The organism is Pseudomonas cyclaminis (assembly GCF_015163715.1).
In the GTDB taxonomy this organism is placed as follows: domain Bacteria; phylum Pseudomonadota; class Gammaproteobacteria; order Pseudomonadales; family Pseudomonadaceae; genus Aquipseudomonas; species Aquipseudomonas cyclaminis.
Window position 1 is genome coordinate 1 of sequence record NZ_JADDUM010000227.1, and the last position, 21,259, is coordinate 21,259.

Annotated in this window: 16 protein-coding genes and 2 pseudogenes; 12 read left to right on the forward strand and 6 right to left on the reverse strand. The window is 59.5% G+C overall.

The window, feature by feature from the left end:
• Window positions 1-2: 2 nt before the first annotated feature.
• The 6 genes and pseudogenes from IQK56_RS25110 (at window position 3) to IQK56_RS25135 (ending at window position 6,708) form a co-directional block, all read left to right on the forward strand.
• Window positions 3-1,375: pseudogene (locus IQK56_RS25110) on the forward strand (UDP-glucose dehydrogenase family protein).
• Between the two features lie 3 nt (window positions 1,376-1,378).
• Window positions 1,379-3,001, forward strand: coding sequence for a phospholipid carrier-dependent glycosyltransferase (locus IQK56_RS25115; RefSeq protein ID WP_193862515.1), 1,623 nt, complete (start codon window positions 1,379-1,381; stop codon window positions 2,999-3,001).
• 272 nt (window positions 3,002-3,273) lie between these two features.
• The gene (locus tag IQK56_RS25120) at window positions 3,274-3,432 is read left to right on the forward strand and encodes a type VI secretion system contractile sheath small subunit (RefSeq protein ID WP_279646888.1); all 159 of its coding nucleotides are present in this window, start codon (window positions 3,274-3,276) and stop codon (window positions 3,430-3,432) included.
• 164 nt (window positions 3,433-3,596) lie between these two features.
• Window positions 3,597-4,307: an HPP family protein gene (locus tag IQK56_RS25125; protein ID WP_193862514.1), complete on the forward strand. Its 711-nt coding sequence runs from the start codon at window positions 3,597-3,599 to the stop codon at window positions 4,305-4,307.
• Window positions 4,308-4,449: 142 nt separating this feature from the next.
• Window positions 4,450-5,553: an enoyl-CoA hydratase/isomerase family protein gene (locus IQK56_RS25130; protein ID WP_122305983.1), complete on the forward strand. Its 1,104-nt coding sequence runs from the start codon at window positions 4,450-4,452 to the stop codon at window positions 5,551-5,553.
• Window positions 5,554-5,556: 3 nt separating this feature from the next.
• Window positions 5,557-6,708, forward strand: a complete 1,152-nt coding sequence (locus IQK56_RS25135) for an acyl-CoA dehydrogenase family protein (protein WP_193862513.1) — start codon at window positions 5,557-5,559, stop codon at window positions 6,706-6,708.
• A 347-nt stretch (window positions 6,709-7,055) separates the two neighbouring features.
• Here the strand turns inward: IQK56_RS25135 and IQK56_RS25140 are convergent, their stop codons facing one another.
• Genes IQK56_RS25140 through IQK56_RS25155 form a run of 4 tightly spaced genes read right to left on the reverse strand, consistent with a single transcriptional unit; the run spans window position 7,056 to window position 10,943 of the window.
• Window positions 7,056-7,829 (reverse strand): enoyl-CoA hydratase, encoded by a 774-nt coding sequence (locus tag IQK56_RS25140; RefSeq protein ID WP_150760003.1) that lies wholly within the window; start codon window positions 7,827-7,829, stop codon window positions 7,056-7,058.
• An 11-nt stretch (window positions 7,830-7,840) separates the two neighbouring features.
• On the reverse strand, window positions 7,841-8,968 hold the full coding sequence (locus IQK56_RS25145) for an acyl-CoA dehydrogenase (RefSeq protein WP_193864343.1): 1,128 nt from the start codon (window positions 8,966-8,968) through the stop codon (window positions 7,841-7,843).
• Between the two features lie 12 nt (window positions 8,969-8,980).
• On the reverse strand, window positions 8,981-10,165 hold the full coding sequence (locus IQK56_RS25150) for an acetyl-CoA C-acyltransferase (RefSeq protein WP_150760004.1): 1,185 nt from the start codon (window positions 10,163-10,165) through the stop codon (window positions 8,981-8,983).
• A 10-nt stretch (window positions 10,166-10,175) separates the two neighbouring features.
• Window positions 10,176-10,943: an SDR family NAD(P)-dependent oxidoreductase gene (locus IQK56_RS25155; protein ID WP_122310117.1), complete on the reverse strand. Its 768-nt coding sequence runs from the start codon at window positions 10,941-10,943 to the stop codon at window positions 10,176-10,178.
• Window positions 10,944-11,163: 220 nt separating this feature from the next.
• On the opposite strand from IQK56_RS25155, the gene IQK56_RS25160 reads away from it, so the two are divergent.
• From IQK56_RS25160 to IQK56_RS25175, 4 genes and pseudogenes are all read left to right on the forward strand, one after another.
• Entirely contained in the window at window positions 11,164-12,057 is an 894-nt protein-coding gene (locus IQK56_RS25160; protein ID WP_193862666.1) for a bestrophin family protein, read from the forward strand.
• Between the two features lie 77 nt (window positions 12,058-12,134).
• On the forward strand, window positions 12,135-13,193 hold the full coding sequence (locus tag IQK56_RS25165; RefSeq protein ID WP_150760006.1) for a tetratricopeptide repeat protein: 1,059 nt from the start codon (window positions 12,135-12,137) through the stop codon (window positions 13,191-13,193).
• Window positions 13,194-13,313: 120 nt separating this feature from the next.
• Window positions 13,314-14,812: pseudogene (locus IQK56_RS25170) on the forward strand (ATPase domain-containing protein).
• Window positions 14,812-16,494: an ATP-binding protein gene (locus IQK56_RS25175; protein ID WP_122310123.1), complete on the forward strand. Its 1,683-nt coding sequence runs from the start codon at window positions 14,812-14,814 to the stop codon at window positions 16,492-16,494. The pseudogene IQK56_RS25170 and the gene IQK56_RS25175 overlap by 1 nt, the downstream one beginning before the upstream one ends.
• Before the next feature lie 9 nt (window positions 16,495-16,503).
• Here the strand turns inward: IQK56_RS25175 and IQK56_RS25180 are convergent, their stop codons facing one another.
• Complete coding sequence (locus IQK56_RS25180) at window positions 16,504-16,662, reverse strand: hypothetical protein (protein ID WP_191632485.1); 159 nt, start codon at window positions 16,660-16,662, stop codon at window positions 16,504-16,506.
• Window positions 16,663-17,169: 507 nt separating this feature from the next.
• Between IQK56_RS25180 and IQK56_RS25185 the strand changes: the two genes are divergently transcribed.
• Together IQK56_RS25185 and IQK56_RS25190 are read left to right on the forward strand one after the other, a co-directional pair.
• A complete protein-coding gene (locus IQK56_RS25185; protein WP_193901867.1) occupies window positions 17,170-17,481 on the forward strand; it encodes a hypothetical protein in 312 nt (103 codons plus the stop codon).
• Window positions 17,478-20,777, forward strand: a complete 3,300-nt coding sequence (locus tag IQK56_RS25190; protein ID WP_193901868.1) for a DUF8038 domain-containing protein — start codon at window positions 17,478-17,480, stop codon at window positions 20,775-20,777. The genes IQK56_RS25185 and IQK56_RS25190 overlap by 4 nt, the downstream gene beginning before the upstream one ends.
• A 40-nt stretch (window positions 20,778-20,817) precedes the next feature.
• Here IQK56_RS25190 and IQK56_RS25195 read toward each other — a convergent pair whose 3' ends face one another.
• On the reverse strand, window positions 20,818-21,195 hold the full coding sequence (locus tag IQK56_RS25195) for a response regulator (RefSeq protein ID WP_112195288.1): 378 nt from the start codon (window positions 21,193-21,195) through the stop codon (window positions 20,818-20,820).
• Between the last annotated feature and the right edge of the window lie 64 nt (window positions 21,196-21,259).

Genomic DNA, 21,259 nt, shown 5'->3' on the forward strand with positions numbered 1-21,259 from the left:
AAATCAGTGTATTTGGTAGTGGTTACGTCGCCTGGTACAGGCCACCGTATTAGCCGAAGTCGGTCATGATGTGATCTGCATGGACGTCGATCAAAACAAGGTCAGGCTGCTGCAGCAAGGCCATGTGAGCATCTTCGAGCCGGGGCTGGCCGCGATGGTCAAGGAGAACCTGGAAAGCGGGCGCCTGCATTTCACCTTTGATGAAAAGCTCGCCGTCGAACACGGTGAAGTGCTGTTTATCGCCGTCGGCACACCGTCGGATGAAGACGGCTCGGCCGACTTGAAATACGTGCTGTCGGTGGGTGACGCCGTGGCCCGTCATCGGGTGGCCCCGGTCATTCTGGTGGAAAAGTCCACCGTCCCCGTGGGCACCGGCGACACCTTGCGCGCCCATATTGAAAAAGCCCTGCGGGTCGCTGGTCGCCACCTGGAGTTCGATATCGTCTCCAACCCGGAATTCCTCAAGGAAGGCTCGGCGGTTGCTGACTGCCGCCGCCCGGACCGCATCATCATCGGCTGCGAGCGCGAAGAAGTACGCGAGGTCATGCGCGATCTGTACGCGCCGTTCAACCGCAACCATGACCGCATCATCTTCATGGACCTGCGCAGCGCCGAACTCACCAAGTACGCCGCCAACTGCATGCTGGCCACCAAAATCAGCTTTATCAACCAGATCGCCGAGCTGGCCGAGCACCTGGGGGCGGACATCGAAGCCGTGCGCCTGGGCATCGGTGCCGACTCGCGCATCGGCTATCACTTTATCTACCCCGGTTGCGGCTACGGCGGCTCGTGCTTTCCCAAGGACATGCGTGCCTTGATCCACAGCGCCAAACAGGCCAACTGCTCCAGCGACCTGCTGGAAGCCGTGGAGGCCATCAACCAGCGCCAGAAGAGCAAGCTGTTCGAGCGCATCAATGCGTTCTTCCAAGGCAACCTGCGCGGCAAGACCTTCGCCCTGTGGGGACTGGCCTTCAAGCCCAACACCGACGACATGCGCGATGCACCCAGCCGCGTGCTGATGGAAGCGCTGTGGGCTGCGGGCGCCAACGTACGAGCCTTCGACCCGGAAGCCATGCAGGAAACACAGCGCCTCTACGGCGACGAAGAGCGGCTGATGCTGATGGGGACGCCGGAGTCCACCCTGGTGGGCGCCGATGCGCTGATCGTGTGCACCGAATGGCAGCAGTTCAAGGCCCCTGATTTCGACCTGATCCACCAGCGCCTGAAAACCCCGGTGATCTTCGATGGCCGCAACCTGTACGACGGCGAACGCCTGTCGCGCAAGGGCTTCCAGTATTTCCCGATTGGCCGGGGCGACTCGTGCCAGTTGCCGATTCCGCAGCAGCAGTGGGTGCCACAGGTCGTGGAAGCCTGATACGTGAACACAGCCCGACCGCCTTTGCTGAGTACCACGACCCGCCGCCAATCCCTCGGTTTGGGATTGCTGGCGTTATTGCTGTTTATCGCCGGCAGTTGGCACCAGGCGATTATCGGGTTCGACTCACGCTTCGTGCTGTTCGCCCAGGAAATGCTGCGCCATGGGCCGGGGTTTTTTCCCACCACTTACGGGCAGCCGTATGCCGATTACCTGGCCACCTCGACGCTCATGACCTGGCTGTTGTCGCTGCCCTTGGGCCAGGTCACCAGCCTCACGGCGTGGCTGCCCACTTCGCTGGCCTCGGCAGTCATCGTCATCCTGGTCTATCGCCTCACGGCGCCCTACTCCCAGCGCTGGGGCCTGTTGAGCATTGCGGTGTTGCTGTTGAGCACCACGTTTATCAGCGAAACTCGCGCCGTCTCCCTGGACCAGATGCTCGCCGCCATCACCCTGACGGTGTTCTACCTCGGTTACGCCCACGACCACTTCGCTGCCGGCAAGCGCCTGCACTGGCTGTTCCTGCTTTTGATTGTGGGGTTCGCGATACGCGGCCCGATTGGCCTGGTGGTGCCTACCGGCGTGCTGTGCAGCTATTACCTGATCAACCGGCAATGGCGCCAACTGGTGAGCTTCGGCCTGGTGGCCCTGGCGCTGTTGGTGGCGTGTGTCGGCCTGCTGTTGCTGATGGCCAAGCTCAGTGGCGGTGAGGGCTTCATGCAGGATGTGATCCGCATGCAGTTCCTCGGGCGCATGGATGGCAGCGAAGGCTCCAGCGGCGTGCTGTATTACTTCACCAGTTCTGTGGGCAATTACGCGTTGGCCTACCCGTTGGCATTATTGGTGCTGCTGGCTGTAGCAATCGGTGGGCGGCGCACGCCTGACCCGACCTTGCGACTGGTGCTGTACTGCGCCGCGGCGGGCTTGCTGGTGATGCTTGGCCTGTCGATTCCCCAGGCGAAGAAGGCACGCTATGTCCTGCCGATGCTGCCCATGGCGGCGATTATTGCGGCGTATCCCTTCTGTATCGCGCACGGGCGGCTGTTTGCCTGGTTGCGCGGGCTGATGCTGGGTATATGGACGCTATTGCCCGCGCTGTTGATCGCCGGCCTGCTGTTCGCCCGCCCACGCTATCCGGAACAGTTGAGCGATCTGGGGCTGGTGTTGAGTGTGCTGGGCGTCCTGCAGGCACTGGCACTGGCGGCGTGGTGCGCGCCTCGCCTGCGGCCGTTGGGTCCGGCCTTTGCGGCGGTGTTGGCAGTGTGGTCCACGTACATCCTGGTGGTCGAACCGCTGGAGCGCAGTATCTATGACACCCGCACCTTTACCTTGCGGGTTCACGAACAGGTGATGCAACAGCGCGCCCCCGTGGTATTGCACGGCTTGGGCAAAGACGCCAAGGCCATTAAGTACATGGTCAACCTTGACTGCGACCAGGTGCCGTTGTTCACCCAACAGGCGGCCGACCTGACACCACTGCAAGGCCCGGCCTGGCTGGTGATGAGCCAGGTGGATTTTGAAGGCCTCAAAGACCCGCGCCTTGCCACTATCACGCCGACCTTGACCGGTGAGTTCGACCGCAACCCTTATGTGCTGCTGCACCTGGTCAAACCTACGCAGCCGTGAGTTACCACGCGGAAAACTCCTACGAACCTATACGTAATGGCTGGTGTCATTTCACTTTCCTGCGTCGGAACCCCAACGTTAAACTCGATCGCCAGGTGCGTTAAGTATCTACTGCCACTGGCCATGAATAACTACAAGGACGCTAGAAGGCGCAGCGCCTGCTGCGGCTCACTTCGTGAGAGGACAATGCCGTGCCAAATCATCATTTACTGGATACCCCTGCTTCATTGGCCCGCGATGAAGTGCATATCGGGTACCTGCCGATTCCGCCGCTGGATCGACTGATGGCGCTGCGCAATGCCCTCGTCGCCCTCAAAGGCCCCCTGGCCGGTGAACCTGGCATGCAGGAAAACCTGCAGAAGCAGCTGTTCAATGAAGAAGCGGATAACCGTGTGCTGGGCAAGCTCAATACCCAGTGCATTCGCATTTAATTCATTATTATTGTATTAGAACCTCACTAATATGCATTGGCGCTGCGCTATAGGGCACGGCACACTGCGCAGGTTCCTCCCCCAAATGCAGGAACTTTCAAAGGGCTTTTCCGGGCAACCAGACAAGCCTTTTTTTTTGCCCGCCGTTTATGGATCTCTTTTCAATGCTCGCTCGCTGGTTCCCCGCTGCAATCAACACCCGTCCCACCGAATGGAGCCGTGCTGCCATTGGCATGGCCCTGGGCACACTGTTCAGTGTCTGGCTCTGTGCCCAGGTGTTTGGCATGGAGGTCGCGCTGCACCTGCTTGGCCCGCTGGGCGCCTCGGCAGTTCTTTTGTTTGCGGTCTCGTCCGGTGCGCTGGCGCAGCCCTGGTCGATCATCGGCAGTTACCTGTGCGCTGCCGTTGTGGCATTGCTGGTTGCGCGAGTTCTCGGGCGCACGTTGGGCGGCGCTTGCCTGGCGGCAGGCATGTCGGTGGTGTTGATGTGCTGGCTGCGCTGCCTGCACCCACCCGCCGGTGGCCTGGCCATGACCCTGGTGCTGGCCGACCCGGCCTCGGCCGCGCTGGGCTGGCATGAGTTGGGCGCCGTGCTGCTCGGTGCCGGCGCGCTGTTGGCCTGTGCCCTGGCCTATAACAATGCCACGCGCACGCGCTATCCCAAGGGTGCTGTCGAGTCACCGTCAATGGTTTTGAATACCGCCAATGCGGATCGGGACCCTGCCGTGACCGCCGTCGACTTGAAGCTGGCCCTCGCCGAAATGGAACAGTTCTACGATGTGGCACCTGCCGAGCTTGAGCAACTGATTCACGCGGCCGAAACCCACGCGCGCCGTCGCAGCATCGGCGAAGTATTGGCCAATCGCACGCCCTGACCAAGGCCACAGGCCCCCTGCATAAATGCAACAACCACCTGCATGATTCCGGGTTGTACTGCGCAAATTTGCGCTGGTAGGATCGCGAGAGGGTTCGTCCGCGAACATCTTGATAAAGAACAATAAAAGCAGGGAGTTAGAGATGACTGCTCAGGTTTCATCCGAAGCAAGCCGTGCCGATACGCCTCAGGAAGAGGTCCTCGCCGACGTCCGCAACCATATCGGCCACCTCACCCTCAACCGCCCCGCCGGTTTAAACGCCATAACCCTGGACATGGTTCGCAGCCTGACCCGGCAACTGCAGGCCTGGTCAGATGACCCGTCGGTCTACGCCGTGGTCCTGCGCGGCGCCGGCGACAAGGCTTTCTGTGCCGGCGGCGATATCCGCTCGCTGTACGACAGCTTCAAGAACGGCGACACCCTGCACGAAGATTTCTTCGTCGAGGAATACGCCCTCGACCTCGCGATCCACCATTACCGCAAGCCCGTACTCGCCCTGATGGATGGCTTTGTCCTCGGCGGCGGCATGGGCCTGGTGCAAGGTGCGGATTTGCGCGTGGTCACCGAGCGCAGCCGCCTGGGCATGCCGGAAGTGGCCATCGGTTATTTCCCCGACGTGGGCGGCAGCTATTTTCTGCCGCGCATTCCGGGCGAACTGGGGATCTACCTCGGCGTCACCGGCGTGCAGATCCGTGCTGCCGATGCACTGTATTGCGGGTTGGCGGACTGGTACCTCGACAGCGCGAAGCTGGACGAACTGGACCAGAAGCTCGACCACCTGCGCTGGCATGACTCCCCCCTCAAAGACTTGCAAGGCCTGTTGGCAAAGCTTGCGGTGCAGCAATTGCCCGATGCGCCGCTGGCAGCCTTGCGCCCGGCGATAGATCATTTCTTCGGCTTGCCGGACGTCCCCAGCATGGTCGAGCAATTACAAGCCGTCACCGTTGCCGACAGCCATGAGTGGGCACTCAACACCGCCCACCTGATGCAGACCCGCTCCCCCCTGGCCATGGCCGTAACCTTGCAAATGCTGCGCAAGGGCCGCCGGCTGACGCTGGAACAATGTTTTGCCCTTGAGCTGCACCTGGACCGCCAATGGTTCGAGCGCGGAGACCTGATCGAAGGCGTGCGTGCCCTGATCATCGACAAGGACAAGACCCCACGCTGGAACCCGCCGACCCTGCACGGGTTGGCGGCGGCCCATGTCGAGAGCTTCTTCCAACAGTTCAAGCAGGTTGTGAGATAAGTTATGCAAGATATTGAATACACAGAAGAACAAGTGATGATTCGCGACATGGCCCGTGACTTTGCGCGGGGTGAAATCGCCCCGTATGCCCAAGCCTGGGAAAAAGCCGGTTGGATCGACGACAACCTGGTCGCCAAGATGGGCGAACTGGGCCTGCTGGGCATGGTGGTCCCGGAAGAATGGGGCGGCACCTACGTCGATTACGTGGCCTATGCCCTGGCAGTCGAAGAGATTTCCGCCGGCGATGGCGCCACCGGCGCACTGATGAGTATCCACAATTCAGTGGGTTGCGGGCCGATTCTCAACTACGGCACAACCGCGCAGAAGGAAACCTGGCTGGCCCGGCTTGCCAGTGGCCAGGCGATTGGTTGTTTCTGCCTGACCGAACCCCAGGCCGGTTCCGAAGCCCATAACCTGCGCACCCGCGCCGAACTGCGTGACGGCCAGTGGGTGATCAACGGCGCCAAGCAATTCGTCAGCAACGGCAAGCGCGCCAAGCTGGCAATTGTCTTTGCCGTGACCGACCCAAGCCTTGGCAAGAAAGGCATCTCCGCCTTCCTCGTGCCCACCGACACCCAGGGCTTTGTGGTGGACCGCACCGAACACAAGATGGGCATTCGTGCGTCCGACACCTGCGCGGTGACCCTCAACCAATGCACGGTCCCGGAAGCCAACCTGCTGGGCGAACGCGGCAAAGGCCTGGCGATTGCATTGTCGAACCTGGAAGGTGGACGCATCGGCATCGCCGCCCAGGCCCTGGGTATCGCCCGCGCTGCGTTTGAAGCAGCACTCGCCTACGCCCGTGACCGGGTGCAGTTCGACAAGCCGATCATTGAGCATCAGAGCGTGGCCAACCTGCTGGCGGACATGCAAACCCGGCTCAACGCCGCCCGCCTGCTGATCCTGCACGCCGCCCGCCTGCGCAGCGCCGGCAAGCCGTGCCTGTCGGAAGCGTCACAAGCCAAGCTGTTTGCCTCGGAAATGGCCGAAAAGGTCTGCTCGTCCGCCATGCAGATACATGGCGGGTACGGCTACCTGGAAGATTACCCGGTGGAGCGTTACTACCGGGATGCGCGGATCACGCAGATTTACGAAGGGACCAGCGAGATTCAGCGGATGGTGATTGCCAGGGAGCTCAAGAACTACCAGCTCTGAATGACTCACGCCCCCTCACCGGCATAGGTATCTACATAACTTCCCTTGGATGCTGAATCTATGGCAAATGGGCTGTTGTGGTGAGCGGGCTTGTCCCGCGCTGGGCTGCGCAGCAGCCCCAAAACCAGGCAACTTGGTTTTTCTGAAAAAACGCGGTGGCTTTGATGGGGCTGCTGCGCAGCCCAGCGCGGGACAAGCCCGCTCACCACAGAGTTATGTATAAGCCTTCGAGAGTTGTGTAGATACCTCTGCTTTCACCGGGCAAGCCGTAGCAACTGTAGAGCGCAAGCGAGGCTGCGTTGGCGCCCCCGCAGATCGCAGGGTGTCAATACGTCCGCCCCACACGCTTATTTGTCTTTGAACTCCGCCGCACGCTTGGCCACAAACGCCGCCATGCCTTCCTTCTGATCCAGCGTCGCGAAGGCCGCATGGAACACCCGGCGCTCAAAGCGCACGCCTTCGGACAGGCTCACTTCAAACGCACGGTTGACGCTTTCCTTGACCATCATGCTGATCGGCACTGACTTGCTGGCGATCAGGGTGGCGACTTTCAGGGCCTCTTCCAACAGCTCATCGGCCGGCACGATGCGCGCGACGATGCCGCACCGTTCGGCTTCCACCGCATCGATAAAGCGCCCGGTCAGGCACATTTCCATGGCCTTGGCCTTGCCCACGGCCCGGGTCAGGCGCTGGGTGCCGCCCATGCCCGGCAGGACGCCGAGGTTGATTTCCGGCTGACCGAACTTGGCGCCATCACCCGCCAGGATGAAGTCGCACATCAGCGCCAGTTCGCAACCGCCGCCCAAGGCAAAGCCGTTGACGGCGGCAATGATCGGTTTGCGGCGGTTGGCTACGCGGTCGCTGTCGCTGAACAGGTCATCGAGGTAGATCTGCGGGTAGGTCAGCTCGGCCATTTCCTTGATGTCGGCGCCGGCCGCAAAGGCTTTCCTGGAACCGGTCAGCACGATGCAGCCGATTTGCGGATCGGCTTCCAGGCCATCCAGCGCCTGGTTCAACTCGCTGACCAGTTGCGCATTCAGCGCGTTGAGGGCTTGCGGACGGTTCAGGGTAATCAGTCCGACGCGGCCCTGGACGTCGAGCAAAATGGTTTCGTAACTCATGTATCGGCTCCTTAGAGATTGCGTGAGATGACCATGCGCTGGATATCGCTGGTGCCTTCGTAAATCTGGCAGACCCGCACATCGCGGTAGATCCGCTCCAGGGGAAAGTCGCTCAGGTAACCGTAACCGCCCAAGGTTTGCAAGGCAGCCGAACAGACTTTCTCGGCCATTTCCGAGGCAAACAGCTTGGCCATGGACGCTTCCACCAGCGCTGGTTTGCCGCTGTCGCGCAGGGCGGCGGCGTAATGCACCATTTGCCGGGCCACGGCGATCTGCGTGGCCATGTCGGCCAGGCGGAAGGCAACGGCCTGGTGTTCGATCAGTGGCTTGCCGAAACTTTCGCGCTCGCGGGCGTAGTCGCGGGCCGCTTCAAATGCGGCACGGGCCATGCCCACCGATTGCGAGGCGATGCCCACGCGGCCGCCTTCAAGGTTGGCCAGGGCGATCTTGTAGCCTTCGCCCTCCTCGCCCAAACGGTTGGCCACCGGAACCTTCAGGTCTTCAAACAGGATCTGGCAGGTGTCGGACGCATGCTGCCCCAGCTTGTCCTCGACCCGCGCCACGCTGTAGCCCGGCGAGTCGGTGGGCACGATAAACGCGCTGATCCCGCGCTTGCCTGCTGCGGGGTCAGTGACGGCAAACACAATCACCACCCCGGCGTTTTGCCCGGAGGTGATGAACTGTTTACAGCCATTCAACACGTAGTGGCCGCCGTCCAGGCTTGCGCGGGTTTTCAGGCTGCTGGCGTCGGAGCCGGCCTGGGGTTCGGTCAGGGCAAAGGCCCCCAGCATGGCTCCGCTGGCCAGGGGCGTGAGGAACTGCGCTTTTTGCTGGTCGTTGCCGAACTTGAGGATCGGCACGCAACCCACCGAGTTATGCACGCTCATGATGGTGGAGCAGGCCCCGTCACCGGCTGCGATTTCTTCCAGCGCCATGGCGTAGGCCAGGTAGCCGGTATCGCAACCGCCCCACTGTTCCGGCACCAGCATGCCGAAAAAGCCCAGTTCGGCCATCTCGCCGATGGCCTCCTTGGGAAAACGGTGCTCGCGGTCCCATTCGGCCGCGAAAGGTTTGAGGCGTTCCTGGGCAAATTGCCGGGCCGCGTCGCTGATTTGCAGTTGTTCGTCATTGGGCAGCATGGTGGGCAGTCCTTAATACAGGCATTCAACGGCCATGGCCGTGGCTTCACCACCGCCGATGCAGATTGCGGCAACGCCTCGCTTGAGGCCTTTTTGGCGCAGGGCCGAGAGCAAGGTCACCAGGATACGTGCGCCGGAGGCACCGATCGGATGGCCCAGCGCGCACGCCCCGCCGTGGATATTGACCTTGGCGTGGGGGATTTCCAGCTTGCTCATGGTCACCAGGCTGACCACAGCGAAGGCCTCGTTGATCTCGAACAGATCCACCTGATCCAGGCTCCAGCCGGTCTTGCTCATCAGCTTGCGAATCGCACCAACCGGCGCTACCGGAAACAGCCCCGGCTCGTCGGCAAAGGCGGCGTGCCCGTGGATGACCGCCAACGGCTTGAGCCCACGCTTGTGCGCTTCGGACTCGCGCATCAGTAACAGCGCCGCGGCGCCGTCGGAAATCGAGCTGGAGTTCGCCGCTGTCACCGTGCCGCCTTCGCGGAAGGCGGGTTTGAGGCTGGCGATCTTGTCCAGCTTGGCCTTGGGCGGTTGTTCGTCGTGCAGGATGGTCTTTTGTTCTTTGCCGACAGTGACCTGCACCGGGACGATCTCGGCAGCGAAGTTGCCGTGGGTGATCGCCTCCTGGGCGCGGGTCAGGGAGGCAATGGCGAAGGCGTCCTGGGCTTCACGGGTGAAGCCGTTATGCAGGGCGCAGTCTTCGGCGAAGGTGCCCATCAGGCGGCCCTTGTCGTAGGCGTCTTCCAGACCATCGAGAAACATATGATCAAGGACGCGGCCATGGCCCATGCGGTAGCCGCTGCGGGCACGGTCGAGCAGATACGGCGCGTTGGACATGCTCTCCATGCCGCCGGCAATCACCACATCAACGCTGCCGGCCAGCAGTGAATCATGGGCCAGGATCGTCGCTTCCATGCCCGAGCCGCACATCTTGTTAAGGGTGGTGCAGCGGGTGGACTTGTCCAACCCGGCGCCCAACGCCGCTTGCCGTGCCGGTGCCTGGCCCAGGCCGGCGGGGAGTACGCAGCCGAACAGCACTTCATCCACGGCGTCGGTGGCGATACCGGCGCGCTCGACCGCCGCACGAATCGCGGCCGCGCCGAGTTGAGGTGCGGTCAAGCCCTTGAGGTCGCCCTGGAACCCGCCCATGGGCGTGCGCACGGCGCTGACAATCACGATGGGATCAGTCATGAAGCACTCCTTACTTGGCAGCCATGCGCAAGGCACCGTCGAGACGGATCACCTCGCCATTGAGCATGCTGTTTTCAATGATGTGCCGCACCAGTGCGGCGTATTCGGCAGGCTTGCCCAGGCGCGGCGGGAATGGCACGCCGGCAGCGAGGGAGTCGCGTACTTCGGGGGTCATGCCGGCCATCATCGGGGTTTCGAAGATGCCGGGGGCGATGGTCATGACGCGAATACCGAAACGCGCCAACTCACGTGCGGCGGGCAGTGTGAGGCTGGCGATTGCGCCTTTGGACGCAGCATACGCGGCTTGGCCGATTTGCCCGTCGAACGCAGCGACGGACGCGGTATTGATGATCACGCCGCGTTCACCGTCTGCATTCGCTTCGGTCTCAGCAATGGCGGCGGCGGCCAGGCGCAACAGGTTGAAGCTGCCGATCAGGTTGACGTTGATCACCTGGGCGAAGCTCGCCAGACCGTGAGGGCCGTTCTTGCCGAGGATTTTTTCGCCCCGCACCACACCGGCGCAGTTGACCAGCCCGTGCAAACCGCCAAAGGCCGCGACGGTGGCCTGCACGGCAGCTTCGGCAGCCGCTTCCTGGCTGATATCGGCCACGCTGCTGCGCGCGTTATCGCCCAACTGCACGGCCTTGGCCGCCACGGCCTCGGCGTTCAGGTCCACCAGCATCACCTTGGCGCCCGCCGCAACCAGCATCTCGGCGGTGGCCGCGCCGAGGCCCGAAGCGCCGCCGCTGACCAGAAAAACCTTGTTTTCAATCTGCATCATTGTTTCCTTGAACGATGGACCGGGTAACCTGCATATGGGCCAGATATTCCCTTGCGCGCTGCATAGCGGCAATGGTCAAAGCCTTCAACATGGCTGACTGGTTTGGCCAAGAGTGCCTTGATCATAGACCCCACCAATCAGCCCGTTGGCCCAAGCGATTGGACGCCCTCCCCGCCAGCTTCTAACCTGATGGCCTGCGCCACCAAAGAAGCCTTCCATGATCGTGCGTCCCAAACCCAATCTCCTGGGTATCCTGTTTTCCCTCAAGGGCTCGATTGCCAAGCGCATTGCCCTGCGCAGCCTGCTGGTCACGTTGCTGGCGTCGGTGATTGTGCTTGTGGAGACCCTGCACCCTGCGTATTTCTCCAAGGTCAACGCAACGCCTTTCACCTTGCTCGGGCTGTCGCTGTCGATCTTCATGAGTTTTCGCAACAACGCCTGCTATGACCGCTGGTGGGAAGGCCGCAAGCAATTGGGGCAGATGATCATTGAGGTACGCTCGCTGATTCGTGAAACCCAGGTGCTCACCGATACGGCTGAACGTGCACGCCTGCTACGCGGCTTAGTTGGTTTTGCCCACGGGTTGATCGCACGTCTGCGCCATGAAAATGAAGCCCAGGCGATACAGCCGTGGGCCAGCGTGGAAGCGGACCACCCCAACCTCCCCGACCGTGTGCTGCAGCAACTGGGCGCGCGGTTTTCGCTGCTGGCTGATCAAGGCGTCATCAGCGAATGGCGCTACACCCAGCTGGAAACCCGCCTGGTCAGCCTGAGCCAGGTACAGGCCTCCTGTGAGCGGATCAAGACTACGCCGCTGCCCTTCCCTTACACCTTGTTGCTGCACCGCACCATCTACCTGTTTTGCATTCTGCTGCCCTTTGCCATGGCTGAGCCCCTGGGCTGGTTGACACCCGTGTTCACTGCCATCGTCAGCTACACGTTTTTTGGCCTGGATGAAATCGGCGATGACCTGGAAGACCCGTTCGGCTTCGATGAAAACGACCTGCCCTGCAATGCGCTCCTGCGCACCCTGGAACGTGAAATTCTTGCTGCGCTGGGCGAAACCGAACTGCCACCACCACTGGAGCCAGTGGAGTACGTGCTGACCTGATGCCGGTTTGACACCTGCCCTGGTCTGACCGAAGCTGACGGCCTTTGTAATAGCTGCTCTAGCTTTCGGACGCCTGCATGTCAAAGTCACGCCGTTACGCCATCGTCGGCCTGTGCGCCCTGTTGTTCATTGTGCTGATCACTTGGTACTTCTCCCGCTCCGCCCCGGTGGCGGTGGCGCCTGCAATTGCCCATGGTTATTCCAAGGCCCTGAAGCAGGCGCGCAACGGCGAACCGGGCGCCGCACGTGTGCTGTATCAGCAATTGGGCCGCCCGGACCTGACTGATGAGCGCCGCGCCGCGCTGCATGCCGAACTGCACAATTACCCGAGCCCCCAGGCCCTGAAGCTGGCGGATAAAGACCTGGGCAATGACTCGCCCGTGGTCCGCGAAGCGGCGATCCACAGCATTGTCGGCCTGGTTCCCACGGGCCAGCGCACCCTGTTGCTCGGTCCGGCGCTGGATGACCCCGAACAGAGCGTGCGCTTTGCCGCCGCCAATGCCTTGCTCGGCCTGTCGCCGGACACCCTTGGCCTGTACTTCGGGCCGTTGCAACAGGTGCTGGATGAATTCGTAAAACACCTCAAGACCCAGCCCGAAACCGCCGAGGGCTGGATTCAACTGGCACGCCTCTACATCCACAGCGCCCTGCTGCCTGAGGCGCAACACGCCCTGGAGCAGGCGATGCGTTTGCAGCCGGACAACCTGCAGGCCGTGGTTGCGCAAATCGAGCTGCTGGACAAGCAAGGCAAGACTGACGAATCACGCCAACTACTGGCCCGACAGTTGGCGGCGCACCCCGAATCCGCCTACCTGCAACACGCCCTCGGCATGTGGTTGCTGCACCATGGCGAGCGGCCTTATGCGCTGCTCGGCCTGTCCAAAGCGGTGGAGCTGGAGCCGGACAACCAGGATTACCGCTACGACCTGGCCACCACCCTGCACGACCAGCAGGAACTGGAGGCCGCGCAGCGCCAATTGGAGGAAATCGTCCAGCGTCACCCGGCCAATCGCAAGGCGCGAGTGTTGCTGGTCAACTACTGGAAAGAGAGTGGGCAGTTGCAGAATGTCCAGGTGCTACTGGCTCAGCTTGAGCAACAAAACCCGGACGATCCGGCGTTGCAGCAAGGTCTGTAGAGTCGTCCTGCGCTTACAATTTGAAGCAAATGTGGAACGGTTGCAAAGTGCCACGGTCAAGTAAACATGGCGTGTCGCAACGGGCATGCCTTCTACTTGTACGTGACCCGAGGGCACTTCTTGTCTACATCCAAAGAGCTGTTCAGTGAAAAGGCGGCCATCGGCATCGACGGTCTTGATGACATTCTGTCCGGCGGGCTATCCCGCAGCCATCTGTTCCTGCTGGAAGGCGAACCCGGCACCGGTAAAACCACCGTGGCGCTGCATTTCCTCCAGGCTGGGGCGAAAAACGGCGAGCGATCCTTGTACATCACCTTGTCGGAAACTGAGCGCGAGCTGCGCCAGGGTGCCAAGTCCCATGCTGGGACCTGGATGACAACATCCATATTTTTGAGCTGACCCCACCGGAAAGCCTGCTCAATGCAGAGCACCAGCAAAGCCTGCTGTATTCCTCAGACCTTGAACTGGGTGAAGCCACGCGGCAGATTTTTGAGGTGGTGGAACGGGTCAAGCCGACCCGCGTGGTCATCGACAGCCTCTCCGAGATCCGCCTGCTGGCGCAGAGTTCGTTGCGTTATCGCCGGCAGATCCTCGCAATCAAGCACTACTTCGTGCGCTATGACGCCACTGTCCTGCTGCTGGACGACCTGACCACCGAGTCCCTGGATAAAACCGTGCACAGCGTGGCCCACGGCGTGATCCGCCTGGAAGAATTGACGCCAACCTACGGCGCCGAACGCCGCCGCGTGCGGGTAGTGAAATACCGTGGCCAGAAGTATCGCGGCGGTTTCCACGACTTCACCATCATGCAGGACGGCGTGCACGTGTTCCCGCGCTTGGTAGCGGCTGAGCATCGCGGTGGCTACAACCGCCAGACGCTCTCCAGTGGCATCAGCGAGATGGACGCTCTGCTGGGCGGTGGTATCGAAACCGGCTCCAGCAGCCTGATCCTCGGCCCGGCCGGTACCGGTAAATCGCTGATCTCGATGATCTTTGCCGCCGCCGCGGTGTCACGGGGTGAAAAGGCTGCACTGTTTATTTTCGACGAAGAGCTGGGGCTGCTGTTCGAGCGCATGAAAAACATGGGCATCGACCTCGAAGCGCTGCAGGCCACTGGCAACCTGATGATCGAACAAGTGGACGCTGCCGAGCTGTCCCCTGGCGAGTTCTCCCACCGGGTGCGCCGCGCCGTCGACGAAGCGGGCATCAAAACCGTGGTGATCGACAGCATCAATGGTTACCAGGCAGCAATGCCGGAAGAAAATGCGCTGATCCTGCACATGCACGAACTGCTGCTGTACCTCAACCGTCGTGGCGCGGCCACCTTCATGACTGTCGCCCAGCATGGGCTGGTGGGCGATATGCAAGCGCCGGTCGACATCACCTACCTGGCCGACACCGTGATTCTGCTGCGTTACTTCGAAGCCTTGGGCAAAGTCCGCCGTGCGATTTCGATCATCAAGAAACGTACCGGTGCCCACGAGTCGACCATTCGTGAGTACCGCATCGGCAGCCGTGGCCTGACCGTCGGCGAGCCGCTGGACAACTTCCAGGGCGTACTGCGCGGCATCCCGACCTACATGGGGGCCGGCTCCCCTTTGCTCAAGGATGAGGGATAGTGCCCACTCTACCTGGCATCTCCGAGCGGGCGATCATCCTGGCCCCCGTAGGGCGCGACAGCTCGCTGGCACTGATGATGCTCAACGAGGCCGGCTACACCGGCATCGTCGCGACCCACCTGCCAATGCTGTGCGACGCGCTGGAACACGGCGCGGGCCTGCTGATCATCGCCGCCGAAGCATTGCGCGGTGTCGACCTGGAGCCCCTGCTGGAGTACTTGCACCAGCAGCCGGCCTGGTCGGATATGCCCATCGTGCTGATGACCCACCATGGCGGCAGCGAGCAGAATGGCTCCTCCCAGTTCAGCGGCTTGCTCGGCAACGTCACCTTTCTGGAGCGGCCCTTCCACCCCGTGACGCTGATCAGCCTGGTCAGCACCGCCCTGCGCGGCCGTCGCCGGCAGTATGAGGCGCGTGACCGCCTGATCGACTTGAGCGAAAGCGAACTGCGCCTGCAACGCACCCTGGAAACCCTCGAACAGCAAGTCGAGGAGCGCACGGCCCAACTGCGTCACAACGAAGAGGCCCTGCGCCAATCACAGAAAATGGAAGCCGTCGGCCAATTGACCGGCGGCATCGCCCATGACTTCAACAATATGCTCACCGGGATCATCGGCAGCCTGGAGCTGCTGCGAAGGCGTGTGTCCCGTGGCAAATTGGACGACCTCGACAGCCTGATCGACCTGGGTGTCACCTCGGCCAACCGCGCAGCCGGGCTGACCCATCGGTTGCTGGCATTCTCCCGACGCCAATCCCTGGACTCCAAACCCGTGGAGATCAACACGTTGGTCACGTCCATGGGCGAGTTACTGCAGCGCAGCATCAATGAAAGCATCAAGCTGGACATGCGCCTGACCGACCAACTGTGGACCGCCGAGGCTGACCCCAACCAACTGGAAAGCGCCCTGCTCAACCTGGTTCTCAATGCCCGTGATGCGATGCCCAATGGTGGCAAGCTGATCGTTGAAACCACCAATCGCCACCTCGACAGCGTGTTCACCGCCGCCTTTGGCGCTTTGACGCCCGGGGACTACGTGGAGCTGAGCGTCAACGACACCGGGTGTGGCATTCCACAGAGTGTGATGGGCCGGGTGTTCGATCCGTTTTTCACCACCAAGCCGATTGGTCAAGGCACCGGGTTGGGGTTGTCGATGATCTACGGGTTTGCCCGACAGTCCCATGGCCATGTGACCATTCACAGTGAGGTGGGCGTCGGCACCACCGTCAGCCTGTTTCTGCCGCGATTCAGCGGCGAAGTCACTCAGGATGAAGCGGCTGATACAGCGCTGCTGCCGTCCGCCAATGCTGGGGAAACCGTACTCATCGTCGAAGATGACCCCGCCGTGCGGGTATTGGTCAGCGCGGTGCTGACGGAATTGGGCTACGCCTTTGTTGAAGCGGGTGATGCCGATACGGCGGTGCCGATCATCGAGTCTGACCAACGCATCGATCTACTGATCAGCGACGTGGGCTTACCGGGCATGAATGGCCGGCAATTGGCCGAAATCGGCCGTCAGATTCGACCGGAATTGAAGGTCTTGTTTATTACCGGGTACGCCGAGCATGCGGCGGTACGCGGGGGGTTTCTCGACCCAGGCATGCAGCTGATCACCAAGCCGTTTACCTTTGATCTATTGACGGCGAAGGTACGGGAGATGATTCAGCTGCAGCCCAGGGATTGAGTCAGCGGGTCAGCCTGTCAGCTCGCTGTAGGTTTTGGTGACTGCTGCTGTGTCGGCGGCAACGGTCGACCGTGTTTCATATACATCAGGCACGGGGCACTGATGATCAATGACCATGCAGGCAGCACGTTGCTTGAACTCGCGGGTATAGACCTTTCTTTTGTTCATGGATCCTCCAATTGGGCGAAATCATATCGCCCTTAAGAAGTGTCCGGAATCATTAGGCGAGGTCATTAATGGTTATGGACTGTCCGTAAGTTCCTTTTTTATACGGAGGACAGTGTTGCAAATATTACGAAGCGCAACCGACTGGATCAGGATCGACGCGTTGCGCGTGACCAGACTCTTTCATGGCCTTGAGTAAACATTGCATTGATATATCCAGATACTAAGCGTACTGCGACGGAGGGAACCGAAATACAGCTTTGGGTATAAAGACCTACATCAGGAGAAGGGATTATTTAGCCCTGATGCCCTTTGAAATTACCCAATGAGCCACGAATGATTACGAGCAACTCCACTCACTCCCCACGACCGACCCCTCTTAATCCCACGGCAGTGAATCCCCCGCCAGCAACGCCCCCCATTGATCAGCCACACATTATCAGGCCCGAGCGCAATACCGAGGCACCTGCCACCCCCGCTACCGGCTCCCGAGGCGGGGCCGACAGCGCTTTGGCCGTACTGTTTGCCGGCGAGCTGCGACAGGGTATTAAAGACGGCAGTTTTCCGTTGTTTATCGACAATATTCCAACAGCCTCGACTTTCGGAGAATGGTGGTCGCATCTGCACGATGTCATGAAAAGCCCGCGCGTGATCCAGTGGGTTAGCCAGATGAAGGTTGACCGCTCAAAACCGATTGAAATAGACCCTTTAGCTAACACCATCGCCGCTACGATTGGTGGTAAACGCCAGGTTCTCTGGGGGCCGCAACAAGGCGAAGCCTGGAACGGCACAATGGCCCCCATCATGCGGCCGCCCGTGTGATAGGGGCGGGTAAGTTTCCTGTTTTCGCCCCAACTAGCAATACATCGGCCCCCTACATCACCGTTGCCAATTTTTATGGTGCACCTTCCAGCGCGCAACACAACCCGGCAATTGAGGCGCAGGCCACCTACCTTGAAACAAACAAGGCCTTTCCTCCGATCCCCCTCAACGATCCGCACAGGAAAGTTGCGGATAGATCATCAGACGCTTTGCAAACCGAAACCCAAAAACTCGGGGATACCTACGACAGATATACGCTGGCAAATAAACTAATTAGAGTGATCGTCAACCACAAGGAATTGGAAAAAAACTTGAAGTACCGGTCGAGCGCATCGACCTACGAAAAGCACAATGTACAACCGAAGTTCGCTGAAGAAAAATTAAAACGCGCAATTCTCAATGCGCTGAAAAGCACTCACATGAAAGTCAAGGAAGGCTCCTCTTACAGCGACGCGCATAATCTAAAACCTGGCCAAACGGTGTCCCTGGAAAAGTTCATCAGCGATCATGGTTGGGAAACGCCCAAGACATTTGACGAGATCGCGAATATGGGTCAAATGCTGCTCAACAACGGACTGACAGCACCGCCTCATGCCGATTTGACGGGAGCCATGTCTTGGCCAATACCGTTGGGGGGGATCAGCCACGACAGTCTGCACACCGCCCTGACTGATAACAGCCTGGGGCTCCCGGGGCTGCAACGCAAAATTCATGAGAGAGGGGTACTGGGTTATCTGGCCACGCCCCACAGTTTCAGTGCTCACCAGTTGGGTAATCCACGCGGCGTTATTGAGACGATTTTGAGTTCGCCCGAGGCGCAAAGCCTTGGCAGCGCATTGCAGAGCACGTTTCAAAGCGTGTCGACGCCCAGCAGCATCAACGACTGGACTCTGGCAGCGCTCCACGCCACCCTTGACCCTGAAAGCAGCTCAGACTCGAACAGGACGAAGGTTGCAGGCTTTGATCTGATGCAGAGCAAATACTGGGGCATGCATCCTTCAAAGGTGGTTAAAGGCTTGGCTGATCACCTGATCACCCAAAAGCGCGCCAGCATCGAAATGGCCCCGATTGCCGCCTGCCTGCTGTTGTCACACAAGGCACCGGAGTTACTGGTTAAGGGCATTCCTGAACGGGTCACTTACGGCTCCCATTCATGGGTCACATTCAGTACCGCGGTAGCTCGGGTTGAAGCCGATCTACCCGGATCGTCAGCTACGATGACGTATGCCGATATCATGCGCCGCGCCAATGTGGCACCTGTGAATGCGGGCGGTCGGCAAATTGAATATGCCGCTCAACATAACGCCCTTAAAGATTGGGGAGTCGTGAATGGCATTATCCCGTCGGCCACCGATGATGCGTATACCGAAGAGCAGATGGGGGCTGTTCGAACTGTGTTCAACGAGCAGATGAAGGAGTTGAGTGCGGCCTCCCAGGCTCAAACCATGCCATTTCCGACACGCAAGGAAATGGCGCTCAAGGAGCTGCGACGTGTATATGGCGAGGACATAGGCTTTGAGGAGAAATGTATAACCTCGTATCCTGAGCACCGAGACTACCCGGGGCCTTATTCGATACTTGATCTTTATTTGAATGAAAGTATTAGCAAGCCGCCGGTACTCGACTGGGTCAGCTCCAACAGTAACGTTGATGTCAGGCAGATTCAGGGACAAGCCGACCGCTTGGAAAATATTAACGCCGCCTTCACAGCTGCGCTCCCAACATACTTCGATAACACAGAAAAAAGTATAGCCACGCAAGTTAAACACATCATAGCGACACAGCCTGTCGGCATTCGTAAAGATTTTGAATTCGGAAAGATCACTCTTATTCAAGAGAACACAATTGATTATGAGCCTTTCAGTCAAATTGCGAGTGTCAGGGCGCCCGCGAATAACAACTTGCTGGTAAACATTGAACGGGAAAATCAACTGCGTACTTATGAAGTCGACCTGAAAAGTGGTCAAATCACTGAACGCCCTGAGTTACGCGACGTCCAAGCGGGAAAATTCCCGGCCAACAGCACTCATCCCAACCTTCTACGCTCAGAGGTCATCCCCTCCGGCCAATACCCATCGGATGTGGCCGATGAAAGAATCAGTCCCCCTGACAGATTCAGCAATTTTAGTAGTGAAAGGACAGCCTACATAGCGGACGCTTTTGTAAAAGTCACCAATATACGCGCCTTTGAAGCCGAGGCCCGGGGGACGACGACCTTTGATGAGGAGGAGCCATTTTACGAAAAAGCCCGAGAGTTTCTGCTCAACCTGATTCCATTCAGATCAGCCATTGTCAATTTCCAGAAGGGCAATATCGGTGAGGGAGTTGCAGATCTGTCAATGGACATCTTCGGCTTTTTGATTGGCCTCGGAGCCGCCGCAAAAGGCACGAGGCTTTTATCGTCAGCGACATCGACCTTTAGCAAAGCGCTCCAAGGCGCCAAAATTCTGGGCCGTGCAGCCATCGGCAGCCTTAATCCATTGAGCGGCTTGGACGACCTGGCTCGTTCAGGCTGGCAGGGCTTGAAGTCTGCGCGAAACGGCGCGAGGAAGGTGTACGCGGGGCTAACCAAGGTTGATATGGTGTCTCTGGCTAAACGTCCCGGTATTGTCGAGGGGACTATAAAATCCGTTAATCATGTTGACGATATCAAGATAGTTGCAAAGATGGATGATGCGACAGGTCATTGGCATGCCCTGGATCCTCGCTCCGGAACCCCCTCTGGCAGGCCTCTCGATGATTTTCAGCCCAAGGTACTTTCTACCGACGAACTTAAAGATAACGTAGAAAGTTTATATAAACGTCTTGATCCCAAACGCGAGCTCGATATTTGTTATGGCACTGCCCTGCGCACAGCTCAGGCCGATAAAAAGATCACCGACAAAGCATTCAATACGATTATTAAAGAAACTTTAAATGGTGGTACTCCTCGGTACAACACCCTTATGAATATTCAGCCCGATACGCTGAAAGACACCTTCAATGCCGCCGACATTACCGAATCCGGGGTGATCACATTCGTCAGCAAGAAAGGGTATAACAAAGACAAAATTACTCATGCCGTCTATATCAAGAAAACACCTGAGGGTGATCTCTACCTTTATCACTCCAACTCACACGAGCTGGACAATCAACTGGGAGGGCTGACCACCACGCCGCAAACTGCGGGCAAGGCCAATGTTTACAAACTCGGGAGTGAACAACACGCAGGCATTCAGAGGTTCATGGAGTCCGGACCGGGTTACAGCGTGGTTTTCACACCCGCCAGCGGGATCAACGCACAGGCATTGGCGTAAGCCTGGTCGCATGACTCAGGCTCAGGAAGAGCCTGATCGTTCAGGCCAACAACCGCTGGATATGTTCCTGCAGGGTATCCAGATCAAATGGCTTGGCCAGGATCGGTGCATTGCGCGTGATCGGGCTGTTGCAGTCGAGGATTTCCTGCGGGTAACCGCTGATAAAGATGACCTTCAATTCCGGCCGCAACTGAATCGCAGGTTCCGCAATCTGCACACCGGATATTCCACCCGGCAGGCGGTAGTCGGTGACCATCAGGTCCAGGTGCGGCTTGGTCGCCAGAATCTCAAACGCTTCCTTGCCGTTGATCGCCTTCAACACCCGATAGCCGAGGCCTGCCAGGTATTCGCCCAGCACAAACATAATGGATTCGTCGTCTTCGACAATCAGTACGACATCTTGTGCATCTTCACTCATGGGAAGCCTTTGTCCGGTCAGTTGCTGCATGTACGACCATGGGGTCACGCAGAAGGTTGCGTCG

Excerpts from the sequence above, each read along its gene's own strand:
- IQK56_RS25125 (WP_193862514.1), top strand. The coding sequence starts at position 3,597 with ATGCTCGCTCGCTGGTTCCCCGCTGCAATCAACACCCGTCCCACCGAA.
- IQK56_RS25130 (WP_122305983.1), top strand. The coding sequence starts at position 4,450 with ATGACTGCTCAGGTTTCATCCGAAGCAAGCCGTGCCGATACGCCTCAG.
- IQK56_RS25135 (WP_193862513.1), top strand. The coding sequence starts at position 5,557 with ATGCAAGATATTGAATACACAGAAGAACAAGTGATGATTCGCGACATG.
- IQK56_RS25140 (WP_150760003.1), bottom strand. The coding sequence starts at position 7,829 with ATGAGTTACGAAACCATTTTGCTCGACGTCCAGGGCCGCGTCGGACTG.
- IQK56_RS25145 (WP_193864343.1), bottom strand. The coding sequence starts at position 8,968 with ATGCTGCCCAATGACGAACAACTGCAAATCAGCGACGCGGCCCGGCAA.
- IQK56_RS25150 (WP_150760004.1), bottom strand. The coding sequence starts at position 10,165 with ATGACTGATCCCATCGTGATTGTCAGCGCCGTGCGCACGCCCATGGGC.
- IQK56_RS25155 (WP_122310117.1), bottom strand. The coding sequence starts at position 10,943 with ATGCAGATTGAAAACAAGGTTTTTCTGGTCAGCGGCGGCGCTTCGGGC.
- IQK56_RS25160 (WP_193862666.1), top strand. The coding sequence starts at position 11,164 with ATGATCGTGCGTCCCAAACCCAATCTCCTGGGTATCCTGTTTTCCCTC.
- IQK56_RS25165 (WP_150760006.1), top strand. The coding sequence starts at position 12,135 with ATGTCAAAGTCACGCCGTTACGCCATCGTCGGCCTGTGCGCCCTGTTG.
- IQK56_RS25180 (WP_191632485.1), bottom strand. The coding sequence starts at position 16,662 with ATGAACAAAAGAAAGGTCTATACCCGCGAGTTCAAGCAACGTGCTGCC.
- IQK56_RS25195 (WP_112195288.1), bottom strand. The coding sequence starts at position 21,195 with ATGAGTGAAGATGCACAAGATGTCGTACTGATTGTCGAAGACGACGAA.